We start from the raw sequence: 22903 nt of genomic DNA, 5'->3' as shown, positions 1-22903 counted from the left end.
TCAGCCCTGCGGGGCCTCAATTTTAAAATCCGGTGCAAACATTTCGTTGGCCAGCGCGGGCGACTGCACCGCATAGTCGAAGCCCGATTGAATGCAATAGCCTCCCGTCTCCCCCCGCTTATTGAGGGCAATGAAGCCCACCTGGATGTCTTTCCAGTCGGGGTTTTTACTGATCACGCGCTCCACGGCCAGCCGGCAAGCCTCAGTAGGACTGTGGCCCTGGCGCATGAACTCCACGACCAAAAAGCAGCCGCAGGCGCGGATGACGGCCTCGCCCCAGCCCGTGGCCGTGGCTCCGCCAATTTCATTGTCTACGTAAAGCCCGGCACCAATGATGGGCGAGTCGCCCACGCGGCCGTGGTACTTAAATGCCGCGCCGCTGGTGGTGCAGGCCCCGGCCAGGTCGCCGTTGCTATCGAGAGTGAGCAGGCCGATGGTGTCGTGGTTCTCGATGTTGATCCGGGGGCGGTAATCGGGGTTCCCCTGCTTCCACTTGGCCCATTCGTCGCGGCTGAAGTCGGTCATCAAGTCCGTTTCTTCCATGCCCTGGGCCAGGGCGAAATCTTTGGCCCCCTGGCCGACGAGCATCACGTGCGGCGTCTTTTCCATGACCATCCGGGCGACGCTGACGGGGTGCAGGATGTCTTGCAGCGCTGCCACGCTTCCGCAGTTGCCTTCGGCATTCATGATGCAGGCGTCCAGCGTGATCGTGCCATCGCGGTCGGGGAAAGACCCGCGGCCTACGGTGTGCACTTCCGGGTCGGCTTCGGTAACCATCACGCCCGCCTCCGCGGCGTCGAGGGCGCTGCCGCCGGCGGAGAGGATCTCCCAGGCGCGGGCGTTGGCCGCCTGCCCGTGTTGCCAGGTGGCAATGACTACCGGACGGATGGGCGGGGTAGCCACCTCCTGCACCACCTCCTCGGTCGCGCAGGCACTAAGCAATGGTCCCGCCGCCAGGGCAGCGGGCAAACGGCGCAAAAAAGATCGGCGGGTAGGACGCATAACCAGCAATTAAAAAAAAGAACTGCCACCGAAGCTGCCGGGGCGGGTGAAAGTAGCACGCAAAGTAGCAATTACGGCACGATATTCCAGCCGCTTTTTTGTCCGGCCTCTCCCACCAAGGAAGCCCAGATTGCCTCCGAGCTACCGAACTGACTAAAACGCCGGAATCTGCATCGTCAGGCAGTGGAGCGAGCCGTGCTGTTCGATGAAGGCCCGGCAGTCCACGGGTATCACGCGGTATTTGCCGTATTTTTCCAGGGCTTTAATCGCGGCGGCATCGGCTGCTTTGCCGGGGTGATCGTCGGCTTCGGCGTCGAAGTAGGTGGGCAGGAAAAGCGTGCCGTTACTGATCAGGAAATTGGCGTAAGTGGCGGGCAGGCGGTGGCCGTCGGCGGCGTACACGGGCGGCGGAATGGGCAGGGCGATGAGCTTGTAGGCCTTGTTGTGGGGCGTGATGAGGAATTTCAGGTCTTCCCACATTTCCTTCAGGGAAGGATAGTGCTCGTCGTTTTTGTCCTGGCAACTGGTGTAGGCAATCGTGCGGTCATCGAGAAAGCGGGCGAGGGTATCGACGTGGGCGTCGGTGTCGTCGCCCACCAGTTCACCGTCGGTAAGCCAGTAGATGTCGGTCTTTTTGCCGAAGTACTTTTGGAGGATGGGGTCGGCCTCCTCGGGGTCGTCCCAGTCATTGCGGCCGGCGCTGAACAGGCAGGTGGTGGTGGTCAGCATCGTCCCCATGCCGTCCGATTCGATGGCCCCACCCTCCAGGACGAGGTCCACCCGCTCGTAACCGGCCGTGGGGAACAGCGCGGCGTGGAGGCGTTGTGGCAGGGCGTTATCGCGCTCGGCGTTGAACTTGCCGCCCCAGCCGTTGAACGTAAAGTCGAGCAGCCGCGGTTTGCCTGCTGCATCGAAGACGGTGATGGGTCCGGAGTCGCGGATCCAGCAATCGTCGGTGGGCAACTCCAGGTGCTGGCCCTGGAAGTCGGCAGCATACCGGGCGAAGTGTTCTGCGTCGCCCACCACCATGAGGACGGGCGTGACGGCGTGTACGGCGTTGGCGGCGGCCACCATCGCGCGGGAGGCGGCGTCGAGTTGGTCGCCCCAGTCGCCATCACGGCGGGGGAAGGAAAAAAGCACGAGTTGCTGGGGTTCCCATTCGGCGGGCAGGCGCATTGGCGAGGTGGCTGTTTCGGGGGGCAAAGATAGGGCGCGGGCCGGTCGTAGGCGGCGCGAAGTGCTTTTGGCCGAAGGGAGCGGTCGCAGTACCTTCGTGGCATGCTTATTTCTTTCCCTTTTCGGTCAGCCATTTGGGCCACGCTTTTTATGGGCGCGGCCGCAGGTGCAGTGTTTTCGTGTACGGCAAAGGAGGCCGAGCCAGCGCCGGACGCCCCCCCCGGCATGGTCTACATTCCCGGCAATAGCGAAGTCCCGGCCTTTTTTATGGACGCTACGGAGGTAACCACGGCAGACTTTGCCACCTTCGTCGAAGCTACTGAATACATCACCGAAGCCGAAGAATTCGGCTGGTCGGGCGTTTTTCACCTCGATTCCCTGGCCTGGCTGCCCGTGGATGGGGCGGATTGGCGGCACCCCCGCGGCCCGGCGGATTCGGCCGCCCGCGCCGCCGAACCCGTCACGCAAGTCAGCCTGCGCGACGCCAGGGCCTACGCCACGTGGGCGGGTAAGCGCCTGCCCACCGAAGCGGAATGGGTGTGGGCCGCCTCCCAGTCGGGTCAGTTTGCGGAATATCCCTGGGGAAAGGAGATGGTCCCGGCCGGGAAGTACCCCGGCAACTGGTGGCAAGGGCCGTTTCCCTACGAAGACCAGGTACTGGACGGTTTCCCCGGCATCGCCCCCGTGCGTTCCTTTGCTGCGGCGGGCAATGGTCTCTACGACATGTCCGGAAACGTATGGGAGTGGACCTCCACCCTCCGCACGGAGACCCAGGAATCGGTCATCAAAGGTGGGTCCTTTTTGTGCAGTACTTCCTACTGCACGGGCTTTAACCTGAAGCAGCGGCAGTATACTCCGGCGGATAGCGGACTGAACCACCTGGGCTTTCGCTGCGTAATGGCGGTGGAGTAGGGGAGCGCTCCCCGCTGCCCCCAACGAAAAACCAAGCCATGACGCCGGGGGATAATATCTTTGCGCGCCCTTAAAGTGTTATTCCCCAAAATCTACATTAACATGGAAGAAAGTCTCCAACTTAAAGCAAAGCTGATTGCCCACTGCCGTGCGCACGTGGACCGGGTAATTGACGCGATTCGGTCTTCCATGGCCAATATCGACGAGGCCCGCGCCAACGAGACGAAGTCTTCCTCCCCCGAAGAATTTGAGCCAGGCATTGCCCTGATGCAGATGGAAGAAGATAAGCTGGCCACCCAGCTGGCGGAGAACCTGAAAGTCCGGCAAATCCTCGACGTAATTGAGGGGCGGCCGCCTTCGGAGAAAATCGTGGCTGGCAGCCTCGTGGCCACCAACCGCGGGCTCTACTTCCTGGCCATCGGGATCGGTAAGTGCGTCATTGATGGAACCACCGTTTTTTGTACTTCCCTTGAGTCTCCCATCGGTCGGGCCATGAACGGCAAGGTGGTCGGCGATGCTTTCACCCTGAACGATGCAAGCTTTGAGGTAACTGGCCTGGTGTAGGCAGCGTTTGGTGGAAGGGCAGTGTCTTGGAAAAGTTGGTGCGGGACTGTGGACATTCGCCTCCCGTCCCGTATTTTGGGTAACCTAAAGCCCTGGCCCGATGACGATCTTCTGGAAGTATTACTTCGACTGCACCTTCTTCAACCTGCTTTTTGGGATCGTAGTGTACTTACTGTCTGGCTTTGTCTGGGCACTCATCTTGTGTGCCACGCTGGGCAATCTGGTGGGCTTCCTCTGCTTCGGCTATCTGAAAGGGGAGCAGTACAGCCTGTATTTTAACCTGGGCTATACCAAACGCTTCCTGTTCCTGACGATGAGCCTGGTCAATGGCGTAGCGGGAGCGACCGCTTTGCTGCTGTACCTGATTCTTTCCTAAACCCTTTGCCCGAATGGAACTGCAAGTAGACCAGGTCACGATTGCTTTCGGTGCCAGGACGGTGCTGCAAGACGCATCCCTGCAATTGAGGCGTGGAGAAATTGTCGGGCTGTTTGGCCGGAACGGTTCGGGTAAATCGACTTTACTGAAGATCATTTTCGGAACGGTCCGAGCCCCCGCCGCGCAACTGCGCATCGACGGCGAGAGGTGGGCGCAGCGGGAGCTGATTCCGGCCGGGAAGGTGGCGTATTTGCCACAGCAGGAATACCTTCCTACCGGCATTACGACCCGGGCCCTGCTGCCGCTGCTCTTTAGCGATGGCGAAAAGCTCGACCGCATCTTTTACGCACCGCTGGTGGAGCATTTCGCGCATCGCAAGCTCCATGATTTATCGGTGGGAGAACGTAAGTACCTGGGTATTTTGATCTTATGCCAACTGGATCATCCTTTTTTGTTGCTCGATGAACCCTTTACCATGATCGACCCCTTGTGTAAGGACCTGATCAAAACGCTGTTGGCGGAAAGCAAAAAAGTGAAGGGCATTCTTCTTTCCGACCATTACTACGACGACGTCTTGCAAATTGCCGACCGCAGCTACCTGCTGCAAGACGGCGGCCTCGTTCCCGTTGCCGGCCGGGCGGACCTGAAGCGGCTGGGCTACCTGGGGCGCTGAGGGCCCGGCCCTTGCACCGCTCCTTCAATGCTTTCCCGGCACCTGCGGCCGCGCCCGCAATATCAGAATATGCCACGCAAGTAGTAAAATCGCTCCAGCAGGAAATTTTCGGCTTTTCTCCAAATCCTGTTGGAGCATCCGCCTATCAATGACGGCACATTAAGGGGCAATGCCAGTCGTCCTTGAAGCGTTTACGCTCCAATCCACTAATGAACTTACCCACACATGACCTTTTGCCGCTGCTGTTTACTTTGCACTGTATTGTTGGGCACTTTCCTGCACGCCCAGCCTTGTGTGGCTACTGACGTAGTGCATTTCTGGGAGGCCTACGACAAAATCACGGCCACGCCAGACACCGTTCAGCAACTGGCACTGCTCCAGCAGTACTACCTGGCGAAAGCCACGCCGGGGCTGGTGGCCCTTCAGGAGGCACGCAACTACACCCCCACGGAATACCTGCACGCGATCAATGACTATCCGGAGTTCTGGCGGTCGGTGCGGAGCAACACCACGGCGGTGCAGGCCAGCTACCCCGCCATTGAAGCCGCTCTGGACCGCCTGCGGCAGCTTTATCCCGCACTGCGGCCAGTGCCCATTTACTTTGCGGTTGGTGTTTTCCGGACCAACGGGACCGCGACTAAGGACATGGTCATGATTGGCAGTGAATTGGCGTTGGCCGACGATGCTACCGTCATCACGGAACTTCCCGCCTGGCGGCAACCCTTCTTCCGGGAATACGAACCCCTGAAAAACATCGCCCTGCTCTGCACCCACGAATATGTGCACACCCAGCAAAACGAGTTGGTGGAAAACCTTCTTTCCATGTGCCTTTATGAGGGCATCGCGGAATTCGTTTCCTGCACCGCCACCGGTATGCCCTCGAATTCACCAGCCATCGCCATTGGCAAGGCCAGGCAGGAAGAAGTCGTCCGGCAATTCGTCAAAGACCTCTTTTTGATGAGCAACAACTACGACTGGATGTGGGGCGAAAACCGGAACGCCCTGAAAACGCGGGACCTGGGTTACTACATTGGCTACGAGATTGCCGAGCGCCACTACCAGGCCGCCAAAGACCCCCAGCGGGCCATCCGCGAGCTCATCGAACTCGACTTCCACGACGAAGCGGCCGTTGAGCGCCTCGTGGACGGCACGCGGCTGCTACCTGCCCCGCTGCGCAAGCTCAACCGGGCCTACGAAAAGCAGCGGCCGACGGTCGTCTCCATGGACCCTTTCCGAAACGGCGCGAAGGGCATCAGCCCCGGCCGGGTGCAAATCACCCTCACCTTCTCCGAGCCCCTCAATGGATACAACACCGGCTTGGACTTTGGTCCGCTTGGCGAAGAACATTGTCCACGCATCAGCCCCAACCGAACATGGTCCGCCGACAACAAAAACTGGACTTTTGAGGTGGACCTGGAGCCAAAGCGGCGCTACCAACTGTTGATCTCCAACAACTTCCGCCTGGAGAGCGGCGTGCGCCTGAAGCCCTACCTGATTGAATTTACGACGGGATCGTGAGGAGGATTTGCCACCTGCCCAATTCCTTTCCCCCTTTAATCCCTTCCCCCTTTAATCCTTTCCCTGCACCTGCGACCGCGCCCATTACTGTACCGCCTGGCCATTCAGTTCAAAAACGAAGGCGTCTTCGGAAAATTTGCGGCGGATATTGGCCAGTGCCGCCTGTTTTTCGGCTTCGGTGCGGAAGGTGAGCCGTACCCCGATGCGCGTGTTTGTCCCTTCCTGCCGGGAAAAAGAATCGTAGCCAGCCGCTTCGATGCGGCGGAGGTTTTTGGCGACGTTGCTCCGGCTGCCGTAGAGCCCCGTGGCGATCAGGGCAACATTGTCTCCGCTTCCCGTGGCCGGTGCGGTCCGCGCTGGTTCCGGGGTTGCCGGGCTGGGCTCGGTGGGGGCTGGACTGTTGTCAGCAGCAGGACGTTCCGGGCTTGCTGCGGGGCTGGGTTCCGGGTCGGAGAGCCGGGGGGGGGCATCCGGGGCCACCTCGCGGGCGGGTGTGGTAAGGGGTGGGTTGGCGACGATGGGATCTTCGATCGGGGGCGGGGGCGCGGGTTCGACCCGGGCGACGGGCTCGCGGGGTTTTTCCGTCTGGGTATTGGCAATGATCCTGCCCAGCATGAAAAGGATCCACAGCAGGCCGAAGACACCGATGATGCCCACTGCGTACCACAGGTATTTCCGCAACTCGGGGTGGTAGAGCACGTCTGCCAGCCGTGGCATTTTTGCGGCGAGCTTACTGCCCAGACTACGTACGGCGCGGGGCGGGGGCGCTTCGTTGCCGGCCAGCATGGGGTCTACCGCCGCGCGCCGTTGTTTTTCGGAACGGACGATGGGCTTCAACTCGATGGCAGGCAAACCAAAATTTTCTTTGCTGAAATTTTCTCCCGCCGCCGTGAAACGCAATTGCCCGTCAAAGTGCTTAAACAGCCGTCCCACGCCTTCCAGGGTGACCGAACGGCCCGCGTCCAGACTTTCGCGGACATCGCGGAGAAACTGCTCCAGTTCCGTGCCCGCGGCCGCCAGTGAAATTCCCAGGGCTTCGCTCAGGCCCCGTTGCAGCCGGCCGTCGTCTAATACCAGGTTGGCGTTGAAATTTACCCGTTCCGATGGCGGCAGCGCCTTGCCCTCGATCTGGCTGATCATGGCGGGCTGGGGGCTCAGGCGCAGGGTGCCGAGCCCGGGGAGGCAGACCTGATCTTCCTCCATGAGGATGTTGCGGACGACGGTGGTGATGCGGGATGACATGCGGCAAATTTAGCAAAGTGCGGGTTGGGAATCAGCACAGTGGCCCAAAACCCGCTTTTTTTGTGGACACCATCTGCCGTGGAAGGCAGGCCTGCCTCTATTCTCCGATGTGGAACAGGGCGTCGCCCTGGCTCACCACGGCGGCGTTGGCGTGGCCAATGAGGAAGCCATCGCGGGGGGCGTAGATGCGTTTATCGAGACGGCCTACCTGGGGGTCGGAGATGATGCCAATGGCTTCGCCTTTGCGGACGGCAAAGCCACTGCGTTTGGTCCACTGAAACAACCCGGCGCGGCTGGCGCGGATCCAGGTGCTCTGGGTAATGCGGACGGGTGTTCTATCCGGTGCGGGCGGTTTTTTGGTCAGCATTCCCTGCTGGTGGAGCAGGCGAGCGATGCCGGAAACGCCCACATCAATGCTGTGTGCATCGTAGCGCAGGTTTTCCCCACCCTCGAAGGTGAGTACGGGGACGTTCAGGATTTTCAGCGCGTGGCGGCGCAGGGATTTGGCCGGGGCCTTGTTGGCAAAAATCAGGGGCGGTGCGAAGGCTTCGGCGGCCTCGGCGGCACGGAGGTCTTCAGCGTTGTAGCGGATCTGGGGATAATTGTAGGTCCCCCGCCCGCCGGTGTGGAAATCGACGGCCAAATTGACGTGGGTAAGGATGTTGTGGCTCAGCCCGTGGGCAATGCGGCTGGCCAGGGAGCCGGATTTGGTGCCGGGAAAGCTGCGGTTAACGTCCTTGCCATCGGGCACGTCGCGGCTGAAATTGTTGAAACCGTAAATGTTGAGCAAAGGGATGGCAATGACCGTCCCCGTTTCCAGTCGCTTGAAAATGCCTCCCCGCAGGCAGCGGCGGATGATCTCCACCCCATTGATTTCATCGCCGTGAACGCCGCCGAGAAAAAGAACCGTTGGCCCGGGCTGGTAGGCGCGGAAGACGTGGGCCTTGATCTGCACCGGGTTGCCGCTCGGCAACTGTCCGGCCACCACTTCCACGGTGCCCGATTGGCCGGGGTAGAACTCACCATCGGCGATGGCAATGGGATGGATATCACTCATGCTTTGGCTTTTTTTACGGCGTACTCAATGATTTCTCCGGCAATGTCAATGCGCGTTGCCGCCTCAATCCCTTCCAGCCCGGGGCTGGCATTGACTTCCATTAGCAGGTGGCCCTGGTGGCTGGGGATCAGGTCGACCCCGGCAATTTCTACCCCGATCACGGCCGCCGCGCGCAGGCAGAGTGCTTCGTCTTCGGCGCTGAGGTGGACGGCCCGCGCCGTAGCCCCCCGGTGGATATTGGCCCGAAACTCACCATCCACTGCCCTGCGCTCCATGGCCGCCACGATGCGGTCGCCCACGACGAAGGCCCGGATGTCGCAACCCTTGCTTTCGCCGATGAACTCCTGGACGATGATCCGGTCCTGGAACTGCAAAAAGCCTTCGGAGATTTGCTCCAGTTCAAAGAGGCTTTTGGCCAGGGCAACGCCTACGCCGTGGGTGCTTTCGAGGAGTTTGACCACCACCGGCCATTTCCCCATGCCAAGGGCGGCAATGCGCGCTTCGCGGAGGGTGAAGCACAGGATGGTGCGGGGAACGGGCAAGTCGTGGCGGGCCAGCGTCTGGAGGCACCCCATTTTATCGCGGGCCAGCAGCAGGGCATCGGCGGATAGGGTATGGGGAACGCCCAGAACGTCGAGCTGCCGGATAATGGCCGCCCCGCGGTGGGTAATGTTGGCACCAATGCGCGGAATGGCTACCTTGGGCAGTTGTAGGGGCCGCCCGTCAACCAGCAGCGCGGTCTTTACCCCGTAGAGGGAAGGGCTGCAGTAGGCGTGGTCTACCACTTCCATCCGGTGCCCTCTTTTGCGGCCTTCAGCGACAATCCGGCTGGTGCTGTAGAGGTTAGGGCCACGGGAAAAAACGCTGATCCGCATGCTTTATCGCTTGGAGTCAGCAAAGATGCCTTTATTACGTTGAAGTTAAAAATTATCTCCCCAATGCAGGCCTCCGTACCACTTAAAGACCGCTTCGCCCAACCCCGTTTCACTTATGCCCTCCTCGAAGCTTTACCCGAATTCCTGGCCCGCCAGCGGTGGTTCACCAGCAAGGGGAAAGTCATTGCGCAGTGCCGGGTCGTCCAGAGTTACCGCGTGACGGAGGATGCGGTCCTGGCCATCGTCCAGGTACACTTCAGCAACGAGAGCACGGAGTTGTTTCAGATGCCCCTGGCGCAATTGCTTCACACCGAAGACCAACGGCGCTACCTCAAGGAAAACGAAAATTCGGTCTTGCTGCGGGTTCCCGGTGGCCCCTTCATCGTCGATGCCGTTCCACTGCCGCAGTTCCGCGCCGCGCTCTACGCCCTGCTGCGGGCCGGCGAGACGCAGGCGGACGGACTTGCCTGCGAAGCGGGAAAAGTGATGCGCACCGCCCCGGCCCAGGCCGATAGCGTCGTGCCCGCCATCAATACCAGCAACACGGCCATCGTCTACCACGACCGCTTTTTCTTCAAGCTTTTCCGCAAGCTCGACCCCGGCCTCAATCCCGATCTGGAGCTGGTGCGCTACCTCTCCGAACGGGCGGGTTTTCAACACTGCCCGACCTACGCCGGCAGCCTGGGCGTAGGAAAAGTCACCGACCCTAATTACCTCAACCTCGGCCTGCTGACGGGCAAAATCGATAACCGCGCAGAAGCCTGGGACTTCTTCCTGGAGCGCGCCGGGCGCTACTACGCGGGCACCGGACCGGTAGACGCCGAAACGCTGGAACGGGCCAGCCTCCTGGGCCAGCGCACCGCCGAGATGCACCTCGGTCTGGCCGGACTGTTGCCTGCGGCGCTGGGCGCGGACGCAGGTGCAATGATCACCCCGGAAGCCATGTCGGTTGAATACCGCCACGAAATTACCGCCGCCGCCACCAAACTCCTGGCCCGCCAGATCGAGGAACTTCGCGCCAAACTCCCCGGCCTGCCCCCCGCCCAGGCCTCCCTCGCTCAACGGGTGCTGGAGATGGAATCCGACCTGGCCCAAAAACTTGCTGCCCTGGATAATGCAGACATGGCGCTCGACCTGATCCGCATCCACGGCGATTACCACCTCGGGCAGGTTTTGGTTACCGAAGACGACTTTTGTATCATCGACTTCGAGGGCGAACCCCTGCTGACCATCCCCGAACGCCGCCGCAAACGCCCCGCACTCAAGGACGTGGCGGGCATGGTGCGGTCATTTCACTACGCTGCCCGCGGTGAGCTGCTCCTCAACGCCGCCTACGCCGCTGAGGCCCGCGCCGAAAGCCTCGTCCCCCGGGCCGAAGCCTGGTTCCAGGCGACGTCCACTGCCTTTCTGGAAGCTTACTATGGCACCTGCGGCAGCGCCCCCTTCCTGCCCGCCGCCGCCGAGGATCGCCAGCTGTTGCTTGAGCTGTTCATTCTCGAAAAAGCCATCTACGAGGTCGCCTACGAACTCAACAGCCGCCCCAGCTGGCTGCCCATTCCCCTGAATGGATTACTGATGGTCGCCAACGCAATTTAAGCGAATTTTCGCTACCTTGGCGGCATGAATCGTCGACAGCAAATTCTGGAGCGCCTGCACCTCTCCCTGCCCATCGTGGCGTCCCCCATGTTCATCGTTTCCCGCCAGGCCCTGGTGCTGGAATGTTGCAAAAACGGTATTCTGGGTACTTTTCCCGCCCTCAACAACCGCACGACCGCCGGATTTGAGGAGTGGCTGGTAGAGATTAAGACCGAACTCGCCGCCGAAAGTGCCCGCACCGGCCAGCCCCTGCCCCCCTACGGCGTCAACCTGATCGTCCACAAAACCAACCCCCGGGTGATGGCCGATCTGGAGGTCATCGTGCGGCAACAGGTGCCCGTCATCATCACCTCCCTGGGAGCCGTCAAGGAGGTCGTTGATGCCGTCCACAGTTACGGCGGCCTCGTGTTTCACGACGTTACCAATACCTACCACGCCCAAAAGGCGATCGCGGCCGGCGTCGATGGCCTCATCCTCGTTTGTGCGGGCGCGGGCGGGCACGCGGGTACCTTGAATCCCATGCCTTTCGTAGCGGAAATCCGGCGGATGTTTGACGGGGTCATCCTCCTGGCCGGGGCCATGAGTACCGGCCGCGACGTTGCCAGTGCCCTGCAAATGGGGGCCGACCTGGCTTACCTCGGCACCCGCTTCATTGCCACCACCGAAGCGGAAGCCGATGAAGGCTACAAGCAGATGATCATCGAATCGGGCACCCGCGAGATCATCTACACCGCCTCCGTTTCGGGCATTCCGGCCAACTGGATGGTGGGCAGCCTGCGTGCGGCGGGCATCACCGAAGAGCAGTGGGATCAAAAGGCCAAGGCCGATTTCGGGGCCGAACACGAGGCCAAAGCCTGGAAAAACCTCTGGAGTGCGGGGCAAGGGGTGGCTACCATCCACGATAACCTGCCCGCCGCCGACCTGATTGCCCGGCTGGGAGCGGAGCTGCGGGAGGCCCTGGCAGAGCAGGCAGCCCGCCTGGAGCAGTACACCCCGAAAAGTGTTGGCTAAATGTACGCACCCGATCTTTTTAAGGGCCAGGTTGCCCTCGTCACTGGTGGCCGCTCGGGCATCGGCTACGGCATTGCCGAACACCTGCTGCGCCTGGGGGCCAGCGTCGTTATCTGCGCCCGCAAGGCCGGGCCACTGGCCGAGGCCGCCGAGCGCCTCTCCGGGCTGGGTACCTGCCTGCACCAGCCCTGCGACATCCGCCAGAGTGCGGAAGTGGAGGCGTTGGCCGATCTGATTGCAGACCGCTTCGGCCGGCTCGATATTCTGGTCAACAACGCCGGAGGGCAGTTCCCCAGCCTGGCCCGCTACTTCAGCGACAACGGCTGGAATGCCGTGATCAACACCAACGTCAACGGCACCTTTTACGTCACCCGCACGATGGCCAACCGCTTCTTTATTCCCCAGCAAGCGGGCAACGTAGTCAACATCATCGTCAACCTCCACCGGGGCTTCCCAGGGATGGCGCACACGGGAGCGGCGCGGGCGGCGGTGGAAAACCTGACGAAGAGCCTCGCCCAGGAATGGGCCATTCATAATATAAGGATGAACTGCGTGGCACCGGGCACCATCCTTTCTTCCGGCCTGGATACCTACGCGGAGCCCGTCCGGGAGCTCCTCGACGAGATGAAGGACGACAACCTGATGCGCCGCCACGGCACGATCGAAGACGTTTCCAATGCGGTACTCTTCCTGGCCAGTCCGCTCTCGGCTTACACCAGCGGCGTGACGCTCTACGTCGATGGCATGGACCACCTGCATTCCAACCGCATGCGCCTGGTCGATAAGTTCCGCTAAGCCATCCATCGGGCGCGGCCGCAGGCGACAGTCCCCGAAGGAGTTCGGGATGCCAGGAAAAGCCAACTGAGCTGCGGACGCCCACTCAAAATGCCCACACTATGACCATTTCTATCCAGCAGCACGTAGCCACTTTGACTTTCAACCAGCCCGACCGCGCCAATTCCCTGGACGAAGCTGGGTGGAGGGGCCTGCGGGATGCCGTCCGGCTGGTGGCCGATGATCCCGCCGTCCACGTCGTTGTTCTGGCGGGGGAGGGCAAACACTTTTGTGCGGGGATGGACCTCTCCGTTCTGGGCAGCCTTCAGCAACGCGCAGCACCCACCCGGGCGGCCACGCAAGAGCTCCTCGAATCTTTCATCCTGGAGATTCAGGACTGCATCACGGCCATTGCCGAGTGCCCAAAGCCGGTGCTGGCCGCCATCCAAGGCGCCTGCATCGGAGGCGGGGTCGCAATTGCCAGTGCCTGCGACATCATCTACTGCACCGAAGATGCCCATTTCATCGTGAAAGAGGTTGACTTCGGCATCGTCGCCGACATTGGCACGCTCCAGCGATTGCCACACTTTTTGCCTGCCGGAATGGTTGCGGAACTGGCCATGACCGGCCGCAAATTCTACGCCTCCGAAGCGGTAGTGGCGGGGTTGGTGACACGGACTTTTTCCAACTCAGGCAACCTGCGCAGCGGAGTCGCGGAAATTGCCAGCAGCATGGCGGCCAAATCACCCCCGGTGTTGCAAGGCATCAAACATCAACTGCAGTACGGCCGCAGCCACACTACCGCCGAAAGCCTGGCCTACGTGGCCCACTACAGTGCAGCCCTGCTCTCGCGGGGATTAAGGGATTAAGGGGGAAGGGAGTAAGGGAGTGACTCGTCCTGGATTAGGTTGACAGTTAAAAACTCCCCGGCCGGCGGGTAGTTGACATAATTTGGTGTTAACCAATTTCAGGACGAGTCACTCAGATGCAGGGCCGTGTCCTCTTCCAACAACTTGTTTTTTACTACCAATTCACAGGGGGAATCCGTAATCCAACATAAAATTTAAAGATTTTCGGGTTAAAAGTTGTGGGTCTGGTGTAAAATGTTTTAATTTGTGGTCAGTAAAACAACTGATACCACACATGATTACCGATGATCGTCGCGATTTGAACGACCGCTTTAAGGAAGTCTTTCGCATTTTAGAGGAACGGGGGGAAATCATCAAGAACGACCGCAACGGTCGGGGCCTTGGAGATTTCGCCAAACGCATCCTCAGCAACCGCTCCTACGGGCACATCGTACGGGCTTTCCTCAATGATGACGACAAGCGTTGCATCAACTACGAGCAGGCCCGCCGGGTTTGCCACGAGTACAACGTCAACCAGAGCTACCTCCTTGAAGGCGAAGGCACCCCCTTCGGTATGGAGCTTCCCGAACCCGTGGAAGTGGCTGGCTCCGACATCCCGCTGAACATCATGTTCACCACTACGGAAGCATTCGCCGGTGCAACCATTGACAGCGACAGCTTCGTTACGGAGTCGACGGACTTCTTCCGCCTGCCCGGCATCTCCGGCAGCGGATACGTGGCCTTCCCCATCAAGGGCAATTCCATGGAGCCCATCATCAACAACGGAGACATCGTCATCTGCAAGGAAATCGAGGGCATCCAGCAAATCAAGGAAAACCGCATTTACGCCGTCCGGAGCAATGGCAAGATCTGGATCAAGTACGTCCAGAAAGTTTCCGATAGCAAAGGTCGCATCATCGGCCTGAAACTGATCTCCGCCAACTACCTGGAGCACGACCCCTGGATCGAAGAGGTTGAAATAAGCACCAAACTCTACGAGGTGGTACGCCGGGTTTGCGACATCTGATCTCTTCTGGCACGCCTATACTAACCCGGATGAAGGATGTTTTGCATCCTTCAATCCGGGGCTATTCTGGTCGGACCCCCTCCGGGGTTGGCCATGCTCATTGAGTAAGCAAAACAATTATTGGTTCTGGCGCGCGATTCGCCTGAATAAGCGCTAAATAAAATTCCAGCGGTTCCCACGCCTGGCTATCCCTCTGCGCCCTGAACCGCGCTTGGCCGCCCGGAACCCCAAGAGCTGCTGTTTTTTGTTTTGTCTCCCGGCCCGGTCACCCCGACTGGCGCCGGGGGTTTTTGTGTTGGAGTGCCTGCGGCCGGATGGAGGAGATGCCCTATACCAAACCTTGCTGGTTTTTCGCTGCCAGGGTACAGGCGCTGCTTTCGCTCATGCGAAACCAGGCGGTGCAGGCAGCGGTTTTGGCCAGACTTACCCTGCACCTGCGTCCGCGCCCAAACCAAAAAAATGGTCGGTAAAGGAATTACTCTCCGAAAGTGCGACCGCCCTCGCGGACCATCATGCCGTTGATGACGAACTGGTAGGCCAGCAAGCCGAAGAGGGCGATGTTACCCAGCGTGCCGCTATCGAGGAAAATGGAGCCGAGGCCGAACACGCCCAGCCCGACGGTGTAGAGGGTCAGGATGGTGCGCTGGGTTTTCCGGATGGGCCGCAAAAAGCTGCCGAGCGGGATGGTGAAGAGCAAAAACGCGAAGGCGAGGGCCTGGAAAAGGAAGGCACCGGTCGCGAAATACGCCAGAAGCGAAAGCCCCGCCAGCCCGAGGGAGCCACCCACCAGGCGCGCCATCAGCTTCTGGTCTTCATCGAGCAAAAGCCGCCCATAACGGTTGGTGAGGAGGTAGAAATTCATGATCGGCTCAATGATCCAGGTGAGCAGGAAGAGGGCGAAGCAGAGGTAGACGACGGGCCACAAGAAAAGCCCGTAACCGGGGTTTTCCTCCGCCACCCGGCTCAGGAAATTCACCGCCAGCCAGAGGCCGATGATGACGCCCATACTGGCACCACCGGAGAGTTTGGCCATGGCCTCCTGGTACTTGAAGTAGAGGCGGTAGGGCCAGAAACGGGCGCGCATGGCTTCGAGCATGGCGTAGCGGGCGAGCTGGTCGGTGGGGTTGATGCTCAGCGCGTGGCGGAGGCGTTCCAACGCAGCATCCACCTGCCCCTGCCGCAATAATTGGTAGCCGTGGTTGGCAATCGTTGTGGAGTCTTCGGGATTGAGGTACAGCGCTTCATCGATTGCCCGCTGGGTGTCTTCACGGCCGAGGAAGCCACCGACGTAAATCTTGAGGTTGAGCGCCTCCTGGTTTTCGGGGTTGCGATCGAGGGCGTACTCCAGGTTGGTAAGGGCCGCATCGTAATTGCGCTGGTCGAGTTTGGCGCGGGCCATCAGGACGTAACTGTCGTCGTCCTCCGGGTCTTGTTCAATGAGGATGCCCGCCAGCCGCTCCGCAACCTTGGGCTTTTGGTCGTTCAGTTCCACAACGGCGGCCAGGCGCAGCACGAGGGGATTGTCCGGACTTTCTTCCAGCAAGGGACCGATCAACTCCCGCGCCAGCTTTTTTTCGCCGGAGTTGATCAGGACGTTGATGTAGTAGAGCCGGGCCAGCTCATCCTCGGGATAATCCGCCAGGTAGCTTTCGAGCAGTTGCCGGGCCTCCGTCCAGCGGGCCTGCTGGAAGAGAATGTTGAGACGTTCGGAAAGTGCTTGGGGAGACATCTGGATGGCGGTAAATAATGGGAAAAAGCGGCGGGAGAGTGGGGGGAGAGGAAGGGACTATTTCAGGTACTTGAGGATGTCGTCGTACATCCCACCCTTATTGGCGAAGGTAGCGTAGTTGCGGGCGGTGGTGAACCACTCGGCGGTAGACGGACGGTGGGTTTCGATGCCCTGAAGCAGGTCTTTGGTGGATAAAGGCCGCGGGGTGCCCGTCTTGATGGCCTCTTCCAGTATGCCTTCAACGGCGATATCAATCACGGCATTGATGTCGGCCCCGGAGTACTGTTCCGACTTCCTGGCGAGCTTGGCGAAGTCGAGTTTTTCCTGGGGCTTACCGGCTAATTTGAGGCGGAAGATGGCTTCGCGGCCCGCTTCGTCGGGCGGTGGAACGAAGATGATCCGGTCAAAGCGGCCCGGCCGCCGAAAGGCCGTATCCAGGTGCCAGGGGACGTTCGTAGCGCCAATGACGAGGATGCCGTCGTTGTCGCCCCGGATGCCGTCGAGCTCGGAGAGGAACTGGTTGATGACGTTGCGGGCGGCAGATTGGCGCATGTCGCTCCGCTTCGCCCCCAGGGCGTCCACCTCGTCAAAAAAGAGGACGCAGGGTTTCTTTTCACGGGCCAGATCGAAGTAGCCAGCCAGCTGTTTTTCGCTGTTGCCGACCCACATGTCGAGGATGTCGTCTAGGCCTACGTTGATGAAATTGGCGTCGATTTCCCCGGCCGTTGCCCGGGCGATGAAGGTTTTTCCGCAGCCGGGCGGGCCGTAGAGGAGGATGCCGCCGCCCACTTTTTTGCCGTAGCTTTTGTAAAGATCGACGTGTTTGAGGGGTTGGATGATCTTCAGGTCGATCTCCCGTTTGACGCTGTCCATGCCGCCCACGTCTTTAAATTTGGTGTCGGGCTTTTCCATCACCCGCATCTCATCGTCGTCGTCATCGTCGTAATCGTAAGATGCACTCAGCCGGAACTGGGCGTCGAGGGCTTCGTCGGAGACCTGGTAATCTTCTTCTACGGCGTCTTGGTAGACTTCGCCGGCGCGGGTCACGTCGCCGTCGTGCAGGTAGGATTTGGCCACCAGCACGCGGGTGGCGGGGCTGACGAGGCCGGGGTTGGAGAGTTCCTCAAAGATGATGAGGCAGGTAGAAAACTTACCCTGGGCGAAGTACACCTCAATAAGGGCTTCCTTGAGTTCCAGATCGTGGGGTTCTTTGCGCAGCAGGGTGTTGAGTTCGCGTTCCAGCTCGGCCTCGTGGCCGGCCTGCCCCCGCAGTTTATTGATCAGCAGCCGCCGCAAATAGCTGTTTTCGGGCGATGCCTCAAGGGCGCGACGCAGTTCCTGGATTTCTTTTTCGTTGGCCATACGGGTGGGGTTTGCGGCTTTGGTTATCGATAACGTTACAAGTCTGGGCGCGGTGCGCAGGTGCCAGGGAAAGATAAGGAGCAAGGTAAGTAAAGCAGCCAAGTCTTTTCACCACGGCCCGGAACAACTTCAAAAACCGTGCCAGAAGCACCTGGCCTGGGTTGCACCAAAACGAAGGGACCTCCATCTTCCTGCCTCCCCTGTGCATCGCCTGCCTGCCGTACGGACGAGTGGGAATGGGCTTCTTCGGCGTTACCGGTTTTTCAGCTGAATCCACTAGCTTTACCCGCCATACACTACGCCACATGATCAAGGAAAACCGCCGCCGTTACAACGACGCTTTCACCGAAGAGCGCTACCAGGAAATGATGACCTGGCTGACCGAACAGTACGGCCACCGACCGAAATTCCACGTCGCCGAATCCCCCATCTTCGTGCCCAACGACGTCCGGGATCACCTCATGCGGGCCTGCGAAGACGTGCTGGAGGTAGTCCTGGCCCCCGGTTTCGCCGAACGCTCGGAGCCCGCCATCCCCGCCGCCGAGCGGGTGCCCGGGCAAACGGACCGCCCGATGTTTCTCCAACTCGATTTCGGGCTTTGCCGCAACGAAGCCGGGGAGATCGTCCCCCAACTCATTGAAGGACAAGGCTTTCCCTCCCTCTACTTTTTTCAGTTCCTGCTCGATCAGTGTTACCGGCGCTTCTTTCCCATCCCCGAAGATTTCACCTGCCGCTTCGGTGGTATGGGGGCTGAGGACTACCTCGACCTCCTGCGCCGCTGCATCCTGGGCAAGCACGCCCCCGAAAACGTTGTCCTGCTGGAAGTCGACCCCCTCAACCAAACCACCCGCATCGACTTCGTAGTGGCCTGCCAGGAACTGGGCATCGCTGAACTGTGTATCTCCGATGTAGAAGTGGACGGAACGCAGCTGTTTTACCAGCGGCAAGGCGTCCGCACCCGCATCGAGCGCATCTACAACCGGGTCATTTTCGATGAGCTCAATGCCCGCACCGATCTGCAACGGCAGTTCAACCTGGTAGAACCCGTGGACGTAGAATGGGCCGGTCACCCCAACTGGTTTTTCCTGCTCAGCAAGTACACCCTGCCGTTTATCAACAGCCCCTACGTGCCAGAAACCCGCTTCCTGCACGAGATCAGGGAGTTGCCACAAGACCTCGAAGCATACGTCCTCAAGCCCCTTTACAGTTTCGCCGGAGCTGGCGTAGACCTGCACCCCACACCAGAAAAGATTGCCGCCATTGCGCAGCCAGAGCATTTCATCCTCCAGAAAAAAGTCCAGTACGCCGACCTGATTGAAACCCCCGACGGACCCGCCCGCACGGAAATCCGCATGATGTACGTCTGGCCAGACGATGCCGAACGTCCCATCCTGCTCAATAACCTCGTCCGGCTCTCCAAAGGAGAAATGATCGGCGTGCGCTACAACAAGGGAAAGACCTGGGTGGGTGGCAGCCTGGGGTACTTCGCGCCGTAGCTGGTTTAGTTCACCGTTCACTAGTCGTTAGTTCATAGTTCACTAGTTCATAGTTCATAGTTTACAAGTGAACCACCGACTACTAGACTATGAACTACTAGACTATGAACTACTGAACTACAAAACCCCTTCCCCCTGCCCGATGCGGATTTTCCGCTCCAGTTCGGCGAGGGCCTTTTTGATCTCGTCGTTGGTTTCCATCAGGTCCTTGACCGTTTTGATGGAGTAAAGTACGGTGGAGTGATCGCGATTGCCGAACATGCGGCCAATCGCCTTGAGGCTTTGGTCGGTGTATTCCTTGACGAGGAACATGCTGATCTGCCGGGCCAGTACCACCTGCCGGCGGCGGGTGGAGCTGGAAAGCTTGTCCACGTCGAGGTCGTAGTAATCGGCCACCGTGCGCTGGATGACGTCTGGGGTTACCTCTTTATTGATCTCGGAGACGAAGTTTTTGAGCACTTCCTTGGCCAGCTTCAAGTCGATGCCCTGGTTGCCCATGACGCCTTTGTGCAGGACGAGGTTGTTGAGCACGCCTTCGAGTTGCCGGATGTTGTGCTGGATGTGGAAGCAGATGAATTCCACGACTTCCGCCGGGATCTCCACGCTGTTGGTAGAGGCCTTGGAATTGAGGATGGCCATGCGCGTCTCCAGGGCGGGCATGCTCAGGTCGGCGCTGAGGCCCCACTGAAAGCGGCTGCGGAGGCGGTCTTCGATGTCGAGCTCAATGATTGGCCGGTCACAGGTCATCACGATGGCCTTGTTGTTTTGCCGCAGTACGTTGAAGAGGTTGAAGAATACGTCCTGGGTCTTCTTGCGCTTGACCAGTTGCTGGATGTCGTCTACCAGGAGGACATCCACGTTTTGGTACCAGTTGACCAGGTCGTTGGTGGTGTTGCTGCCGATGGAGCTGACCAGCTGGTTGGTGAAGGTATCGGTAGAGACGTAGAGGACGGCCTTCTCCGGAAACTTCTTACTGATGTAGTTGCCGATGGCCTGCAGCAGGTGGGTTTTGCCCAGGCCTACGTTGCCGTGGATGACCAGTGGGTTGAACGAGGTCTGGCTGGGATTATCGGCAACGGCCTTGGCCGCGTTGCGGGCCAGGCTGTTGCAGTCGCCTTCGATGAAGTTATCGAAGGTGTAGTTGGGGTCGAGGTTGGAGGGGATGCGGGGCCGGGTCATCCCGGGAATCACGAAAGGGTTGCCCGGGGCTACGTTGCGGGTGGGGACGGCCTCCGTCGGCTGGCCATTAGCCAGTACCGAAGCGGGAGCCTTCACCTCCTGCCGGTGGGGGTTGATCCGGTACTGTAGCCGGCCGGATTTGCCCAGGGCCTTGTTAAGGCTGGTCTTCAAGACCTCAATGTAGTGTTCCTCCAGCCATTCGTAAAACAGGCGGTGGGGGACCTGGATGGTCAGCTCATTGCTCTGCAACGCCACCGGTTTAATCGGTGCAAACCAAGTTTGAAAACTTTGGGGATCGACGCTTTGCCGAATGGTTTGCAGACAATTGTTCCAGATGACGGTGTGATCCATTTTGTATCCCAGTTGCACGGTTGATGCGTTCCGGCTGGGGGGGTGAGTCCCAGCCAAGTGAAAGTAAAATTTGCTTAAGTTCAGTAAGTTACAATATGGAGGAGTGCCCGAAAACCAATCCGAATCTTTTAGGTGGGCCGCACTGAGGATGTGGCGAAATTCGTCGGAGGTGGTGTTGTTCTCCCTCGCCGTAGTGGCTACAGCGGAAGGCAAATATCCGGCTAAAGACGCCACCTAAGCAAGGAAAACACTAGGTTTTTAAGCAAAATTATCTTTGGCATGGATATTTCTCCGAATCGGAAATTTTGTCATAAGCAGTTCGCGTGTAAAGGCCTTTTTATACTCGCAGATTGTTGCAAGCCACGCAACGCCGCCGGCCTCCACCGGGGAAGGTGACGTCGAGCCGCCCCAGCCGCAGGCCCCCGAAACCGACCTGATTGACGATCACGGGCTCACCGAGTTGGTTGGGGACCTCCACGGGGGCGTCCAAAAAAGTGTGGGTATGTCCCCCCAGGATGATGTCGATGTCGCGGGAGCTGCTGGCCAGTTTAACGTCGTCGACCTTGTCTTCGCGGTATTTGAAGCCGAGGTGGCTCAGGCAGATGACGAGGTCGCACTTTTTGTCTTCGCGCAGCAGGCGGGCCGTGGCGTTGCCCACCTCGCGGGGGTCTTGGTAAGTGGTCTTGCCGTAGAGTTGTTCGGGAACCAGTCCCGCCAGCTCAATGCCCAGGCCGAAGAGCCCGATCCGGATGCCGCCGCGTTCCAGAATCTGGTAAGGCTGGGTTTTTCCCGCCAGCGGCGTCCCGGTAAAGTCGTAGTTGGCCGAAAGCATGGGGAAGTTGGCGTGCTTCATTTGGGTAGCCAGGTTTTCCATGCCGCCGTCGAAATCGTGGTTGCCGATGGTGGCCGCGTCGTAGCCCATGCGGGTCATGAGCTTCATCTCCAGCTCACCGGCGAAGAAATTGAAGTAGGGCGTGCCCTGGAAGATGTCTCCGCTGTCAAGCAAGATCACGTTGGGCTCGGCGGCGCGGATCTGGCGGATGAGGTGCATACGGCGCAGGGCCCCGCCACGGTTGGCGTTGCGGCCGCCGTCGTCGGGGAAGGGGTCAATCCGGCTGTGCCAGTCGTTGGTGTGCAGGATGGTCAGCCGCGGCGTCGGGCGGCCGGGCAGTGCGGTGGCCAGTCCCGGCAGGAGCAAAAGCCCACCACCCACGGCGGCTTGGCGAAGGAAAATGCGACGATTGAGCATGGATGGCTTTTTACGTGGGAGGAAAAGTGAATGGGCGCGGCCGCAGGTGCGGGGGAAGGATGCCCCCCAACCCCCGGAGGGGGAGAAGCTGGGGAAGTCTGAGACTACAACTTCATCCGGTCGCCAGTGGCCTCTACCTCAATGGGTGCGGTAGCCCTGGCGGCGTAAGTGATGAGGAGGTCGCGGATGAGTAAATTAGTGGAGGTCTGGGGTTTGCCTTTCACCATACTGGAATCGCTGCCGCCGTTGGCAACGTAATCGGGCATGGCCACCAGGTAACGCCCGGCGGGGTCGATGGCCTGGCCGGAGATGCTCACTTTCAGCAGGCCGTTTTCGCGGACGACCTTAAGTTCCTTGCTGACGGGCCAGCCGCCGGAGTTGGCGATGTGGTTGATGAAGGCCATGGTTTCGGCTCCAGTCAGGTCTACCAGTACCAGCTCGTTATCAAAAGGCATCAGTTCGTAGATTTCGGAGACGAGGAGTGGGCCGGCACCAATTTCCTGTACCCGCAGGCCGCCGTCGTTGGCCGTGGCGAAGGCGACCGCACGGCCGGGCGAAGCATCCCTAGCGGCGTCCATCATCAGGTCGGCCATCCAGTTGCCGAGGGTGCTTTCGGGGTTGCCCTTGCGGAGGGGCTTGGCCAGGGTGGCGAGCTGGCGGTTCATCTTTTCTTCCAGTTGGGCTTTGTAGGGAGCAATCAGCTCCGCCATACTTTGCTCTTCTGTCCCTTCCCCCTGCACCTGCGCTCCGGCGCCCGACTTCATCGGGTCCAGGTCAGTCGTTATATTATAGGTCTGGGGTTGGACGGTAACCGCATCGAGTGGTGCCCGGCAAGCACTCAGGGCCAGCAACAGGAGCAGCAAAAAGGAGAAAGGACTGCGCATAG

General features: G+C 59.9%; 21 protein-coding genes. 11 read left to right on the top strand and 10 right to left on the bottom strand.

Annotated elements, in window-relative coordinates; all coding sequences use genetic code 11:
- On the bottom strand, window positions 1-1002 hold the full coding sequence (locus tag H9S92_RS04630) for an isoaspartyl peptidase/L-asparaginase family protein (protein ID WP_187465546.1): 1002 nt from the start codon (window positions 1000-1002) through the stop codon (window positions 1-3).
- A gap of 153 nt (window positions 1003-1155) precedes the next feature.
- Complete coding sequence (locus H9S92_RS04625) at window positions 1156-2178, bottom strand: agmatine deiminase family protein (RefSeq protein ID WP_187465545.1); 1023 nt, start codon at window positions 2176-2178, stop codon at window positions 1156-1158.
- Between the two features lie 102 nt (window positions 2179-2280).
- Between H9S92_RS04625 and H9S92_RS04620 the strand changes: the two genes are divergently transcribed.
- The 5 genes from H9S92_RS04620 to H9S92_RS04600 all read left to right on the top strand — a co-directional run bounded on the left by H9S92_RS04620 (window position 2281) and on the right by H9S92_RS04600 (window position 6221).
- Window positions 2281-3090, top strand: a complete 810-nt coding sequence (locus H9S92_RS04620) for an SUMF1/EgtB/PvdO family nonheme iron enzyme (protein WP_187465544.1) — start codon at window positions 2281-2283, stop codon at window positions 3088-3090.
- A gap of 102 nt (window positions 3091-3192) precedes the next feature.
- Window positions 3193-3654, top strand: coding sequence for a hypothetical protein (locus H9S92_RS04615; protein ID WP_187465543.1), 462 nt, complete (start codon window positions 3193-3195; stop codon window positions 3652-3654).
- Between the two features lie 100 nt (window positions 3655-3754).
- Entirely contained in the window at window positions 3755-4030 is a 276-nt protein-coding gene (locus H9S92_RS04610) for a hypothetical protein (RefSeq protein WP_187465542.1), read from the top strand.
- Window positions 4031-4043: 13 nt separating this feature from the next.
- Window positions 4044-4703, top strand: a complete 660-nt coding sequence (locus tag H9S92_RS04605; RefSeq protein WP_187465541.1) for an ATP-binding cassette domain-containing protein — start codon at window positions 4044-4046, stop codon at window positions 4701-4703.
- A gap of 261 nt (window positions 4704-4964) precedes the next feature.
- Complete coding sequence (locus H9S92_RS04600) at window positions 4965-6221, top strand: Ig-like domain-containing protein (RefSeq protein WP_187465540.1); 1257 nt, start codon at window positions 4965-4967, stop codon at window positions 6219-6221.
- Window positions 6222-6305: 84 nt separating this feature from the next.
- On the opposite strand, the gene H9S92_RS04595 is transcribed toward H9S92_RS04600, so the two are convergent.
- The 3 genes from H9S92_RS04595 to H9S92_RS04585 all read right to left on the bottom strand — a co-directional run bounded on the left by H9S92_RS04595 (window position 6306) and on the right by H9S92_RS04585 (window position 9395).
- A complete protein-coding gene (locus H9S92_RS04595; RefSeq protein WP_187465539.1) occupies window positions 6306-7463 on the bottom strand; it encodes an HU domain-containing protein in 1158 nt (385 codons plus the stop codon).
- A 97-nt stretch (window positions 7464-7560) separates the two neighbouring features.
- On the bottom strand, window positions 7561-8520 hold the full coding sequence (locus H9S92_RS04590; protein ID WP_222935977.1) for a succinylglutamate desuccinylase/aspartoacylase family protein: 960 nt from the start codon (window positions 8518-8520) through the stop codon (window positions 7561-7563).
- Window positions 8517-9395, bottom strand: coding sequence for an ATP-grasp domain-containing protein (locus tag H9S92_RS04585; protein ID WP_187465538.1), 879 nt, complete (start codon window positions 9393-9395; stop codon window positions 8517-8519). Before H9S92_RS04585 ends, H9S92_RS04590 begins: the two co-directional genes overlap by 4 nt.
- Window positions 9396-9458: 63 nt before the next feature.
- Between H9S92_RS04585 and H9S92_RS04580 the strand changes: the two genes are divergently transcribed.
- From H9S92_RS04580 to H9S92_RS04560, 5 genes are all read left to right on the top strand, one after another.
- Complete coding sequence (locus tag H9S92_RS04580; RefSeq protein WP_187465537.1) at window positions 9459-10991, top strand: phosphotransferase; 1533 nt, start codon at window positions 9459-9461, stop codon at window positions 10989-10991.
- Between the two features lie 24 nt (window positions 10992-11015).
- Window positions 11016-12002, top strand: a complete 987-nt coding sequence (locus H9S92_RS04575; RefSeq protein ID WP_187465536.1) for an NAD(P)H-dependent flavin oxidoreductase — start codon at window positions 11016-11018, stop codon at window positions 12000-12002.
- Window positions 12003-12797, top strand: a complete 795-nt coding sequence (locus H9S92_RS04570; RefSeq protein ID WP_187465535.1) for an SDR family oxidoreductase — start codon at window positions 12003-12005, stop codon at window positions 12795-12797.
- Window positions 12798-12898: 101 nt separating this feature from the next.
- Window positions 12899-13645 (top strand): enoyl-CoA hydratase-related protein, encoded by a 747-nt coding sequence (locus H9S92_RS04565; RefSeq protein ID WP_187465534.1) that lies wholly within the window; start codon window positions 12899-12901, stop codon window positions 13643-13645.
- A gap of 274 nt (window positions 13646-13919) precedes the next feature.
- Window positions 13920-14651 (top strand): S24 family peptidase, encoded by a 732-nt coding sequence (locus H9S92_RS04560; RefSeq protein WP_187465533.1) that lies wholly within the window; start codon window positions 13920-13922, stop codon window positions 14649-14651.
- A 475-nt stretch (window positions 14652-15126) separates the two neighbouring features.
- Here the strand turns inward: H9S92_RS04560 and H9S92_RS04555 are convergent, their stop codons facing one another.
- Together H9S92_RS04555 and H9S92_RS04550 are read right to left on the bottom strand one after the other, a co-directional pair.
- Window positions 15127-16380 carry a tetratricopeptide repeat protein gene (locus H9S92_RS04555; RefSeq protein ID WP_187465532.1) on the bottom strand — a complete coding sequence of 418 codons (1254 nt, stop codon included), beginning with the start codon at window positions 16378-16380 and terminating at the stop codon, window positions 15127-15129.
- A gap of 57 nt (window positions 16381-16437) precedes the next feature.
- Window positions 16438-17742 (bottom strand): ATP-binding protein, encoded by a 1305-nt coding sequence (locus H9S92_RS04550; protein ID WP_187465531.1) that lies wholly within the window; start codon window positions 17740-17742, stop codon window positions 16438-16440.
- A gap of 305 nt (window positions 17743-18047) precedes the next feature.
- Here H9S92_RS04550 and H9S92_RS04545 point away from each other — a divergent pair, with 305 nt between their 5' ends.
- Window positions 18048-19238 carry a hypothetical protein gene (locus tag H9S92_RS04545; protein WP_187465530.1) on the top strand — a complete coding sequence of 397 codons (1191 nt, stop codon included), beginning with the start codon at window positions 18048-18050 and terminating at the stop codon, window positions 19236-19238.
- Window positions 19239-19355: 117 nt separating this feature from the next.
- On the opposite strand, the gene dnaA is transcribed toward H9S92_RS04545, so the two are convergent.
- The 3 genes from dnaA to H9S92_RS04530 all read right to left on the bottom strand — a co-directional run bounded on the left by dnaA (window position 19356) and on the right by H9S92_RS04530 (window position 22901).
- Window positions 19356-20768 (bottom strand): chromosomal replication initiator protein DnaA, encoded by a 1413-nt coding sequence (gene dnaA, locus H9S92_RS04540; protein WP_187465529.1) that lies wholly within the window; start codon window positions 20766-20768, stop codon window positions 19356-19358.
- Between the two features lie 337 nt (window positions 20769-21105).
- Entirely contained in the window at window positions 21106-22017 is a 912-nt protein-coding gene (locus H9S92_RS04535) for a bifunctional metallophosphatase/5'-nucleotidase (protein ID WP_187465528.1), read from the bottom strand.
- A 104-nt stretch (window positions 22018-22121) separates the two neighbouring features.
- Window positions 22122-22901, bottom strand: a complete 780-nt coding sequence (locus H9S92_RS04530; protein WP_187465527.1) for a 5'-nucleotidase C-terminal domain-containing protein — start codon at window positions 22899-22901, stop codon at window positions 22122-22124.
- Between the last annotated feature and the right edge of the window lie 2 nt (window positions 22902-22903).

The sequence above is a fragment of the Neolewinella lacunae genome, from assembly GCF_014349155.1.
Taxonomy (GTDB): domain Bacteria; phylum Bacteroidota; class Bacteroidia; order Chitinophagales; family Saprospiraceae; genus Neolewinella; species Neolewinella lacunae.
Note: the sequence above shows the minus strand (reverse complement) of the source record. Positions and strands in the feature narration are given on the sequence as shown.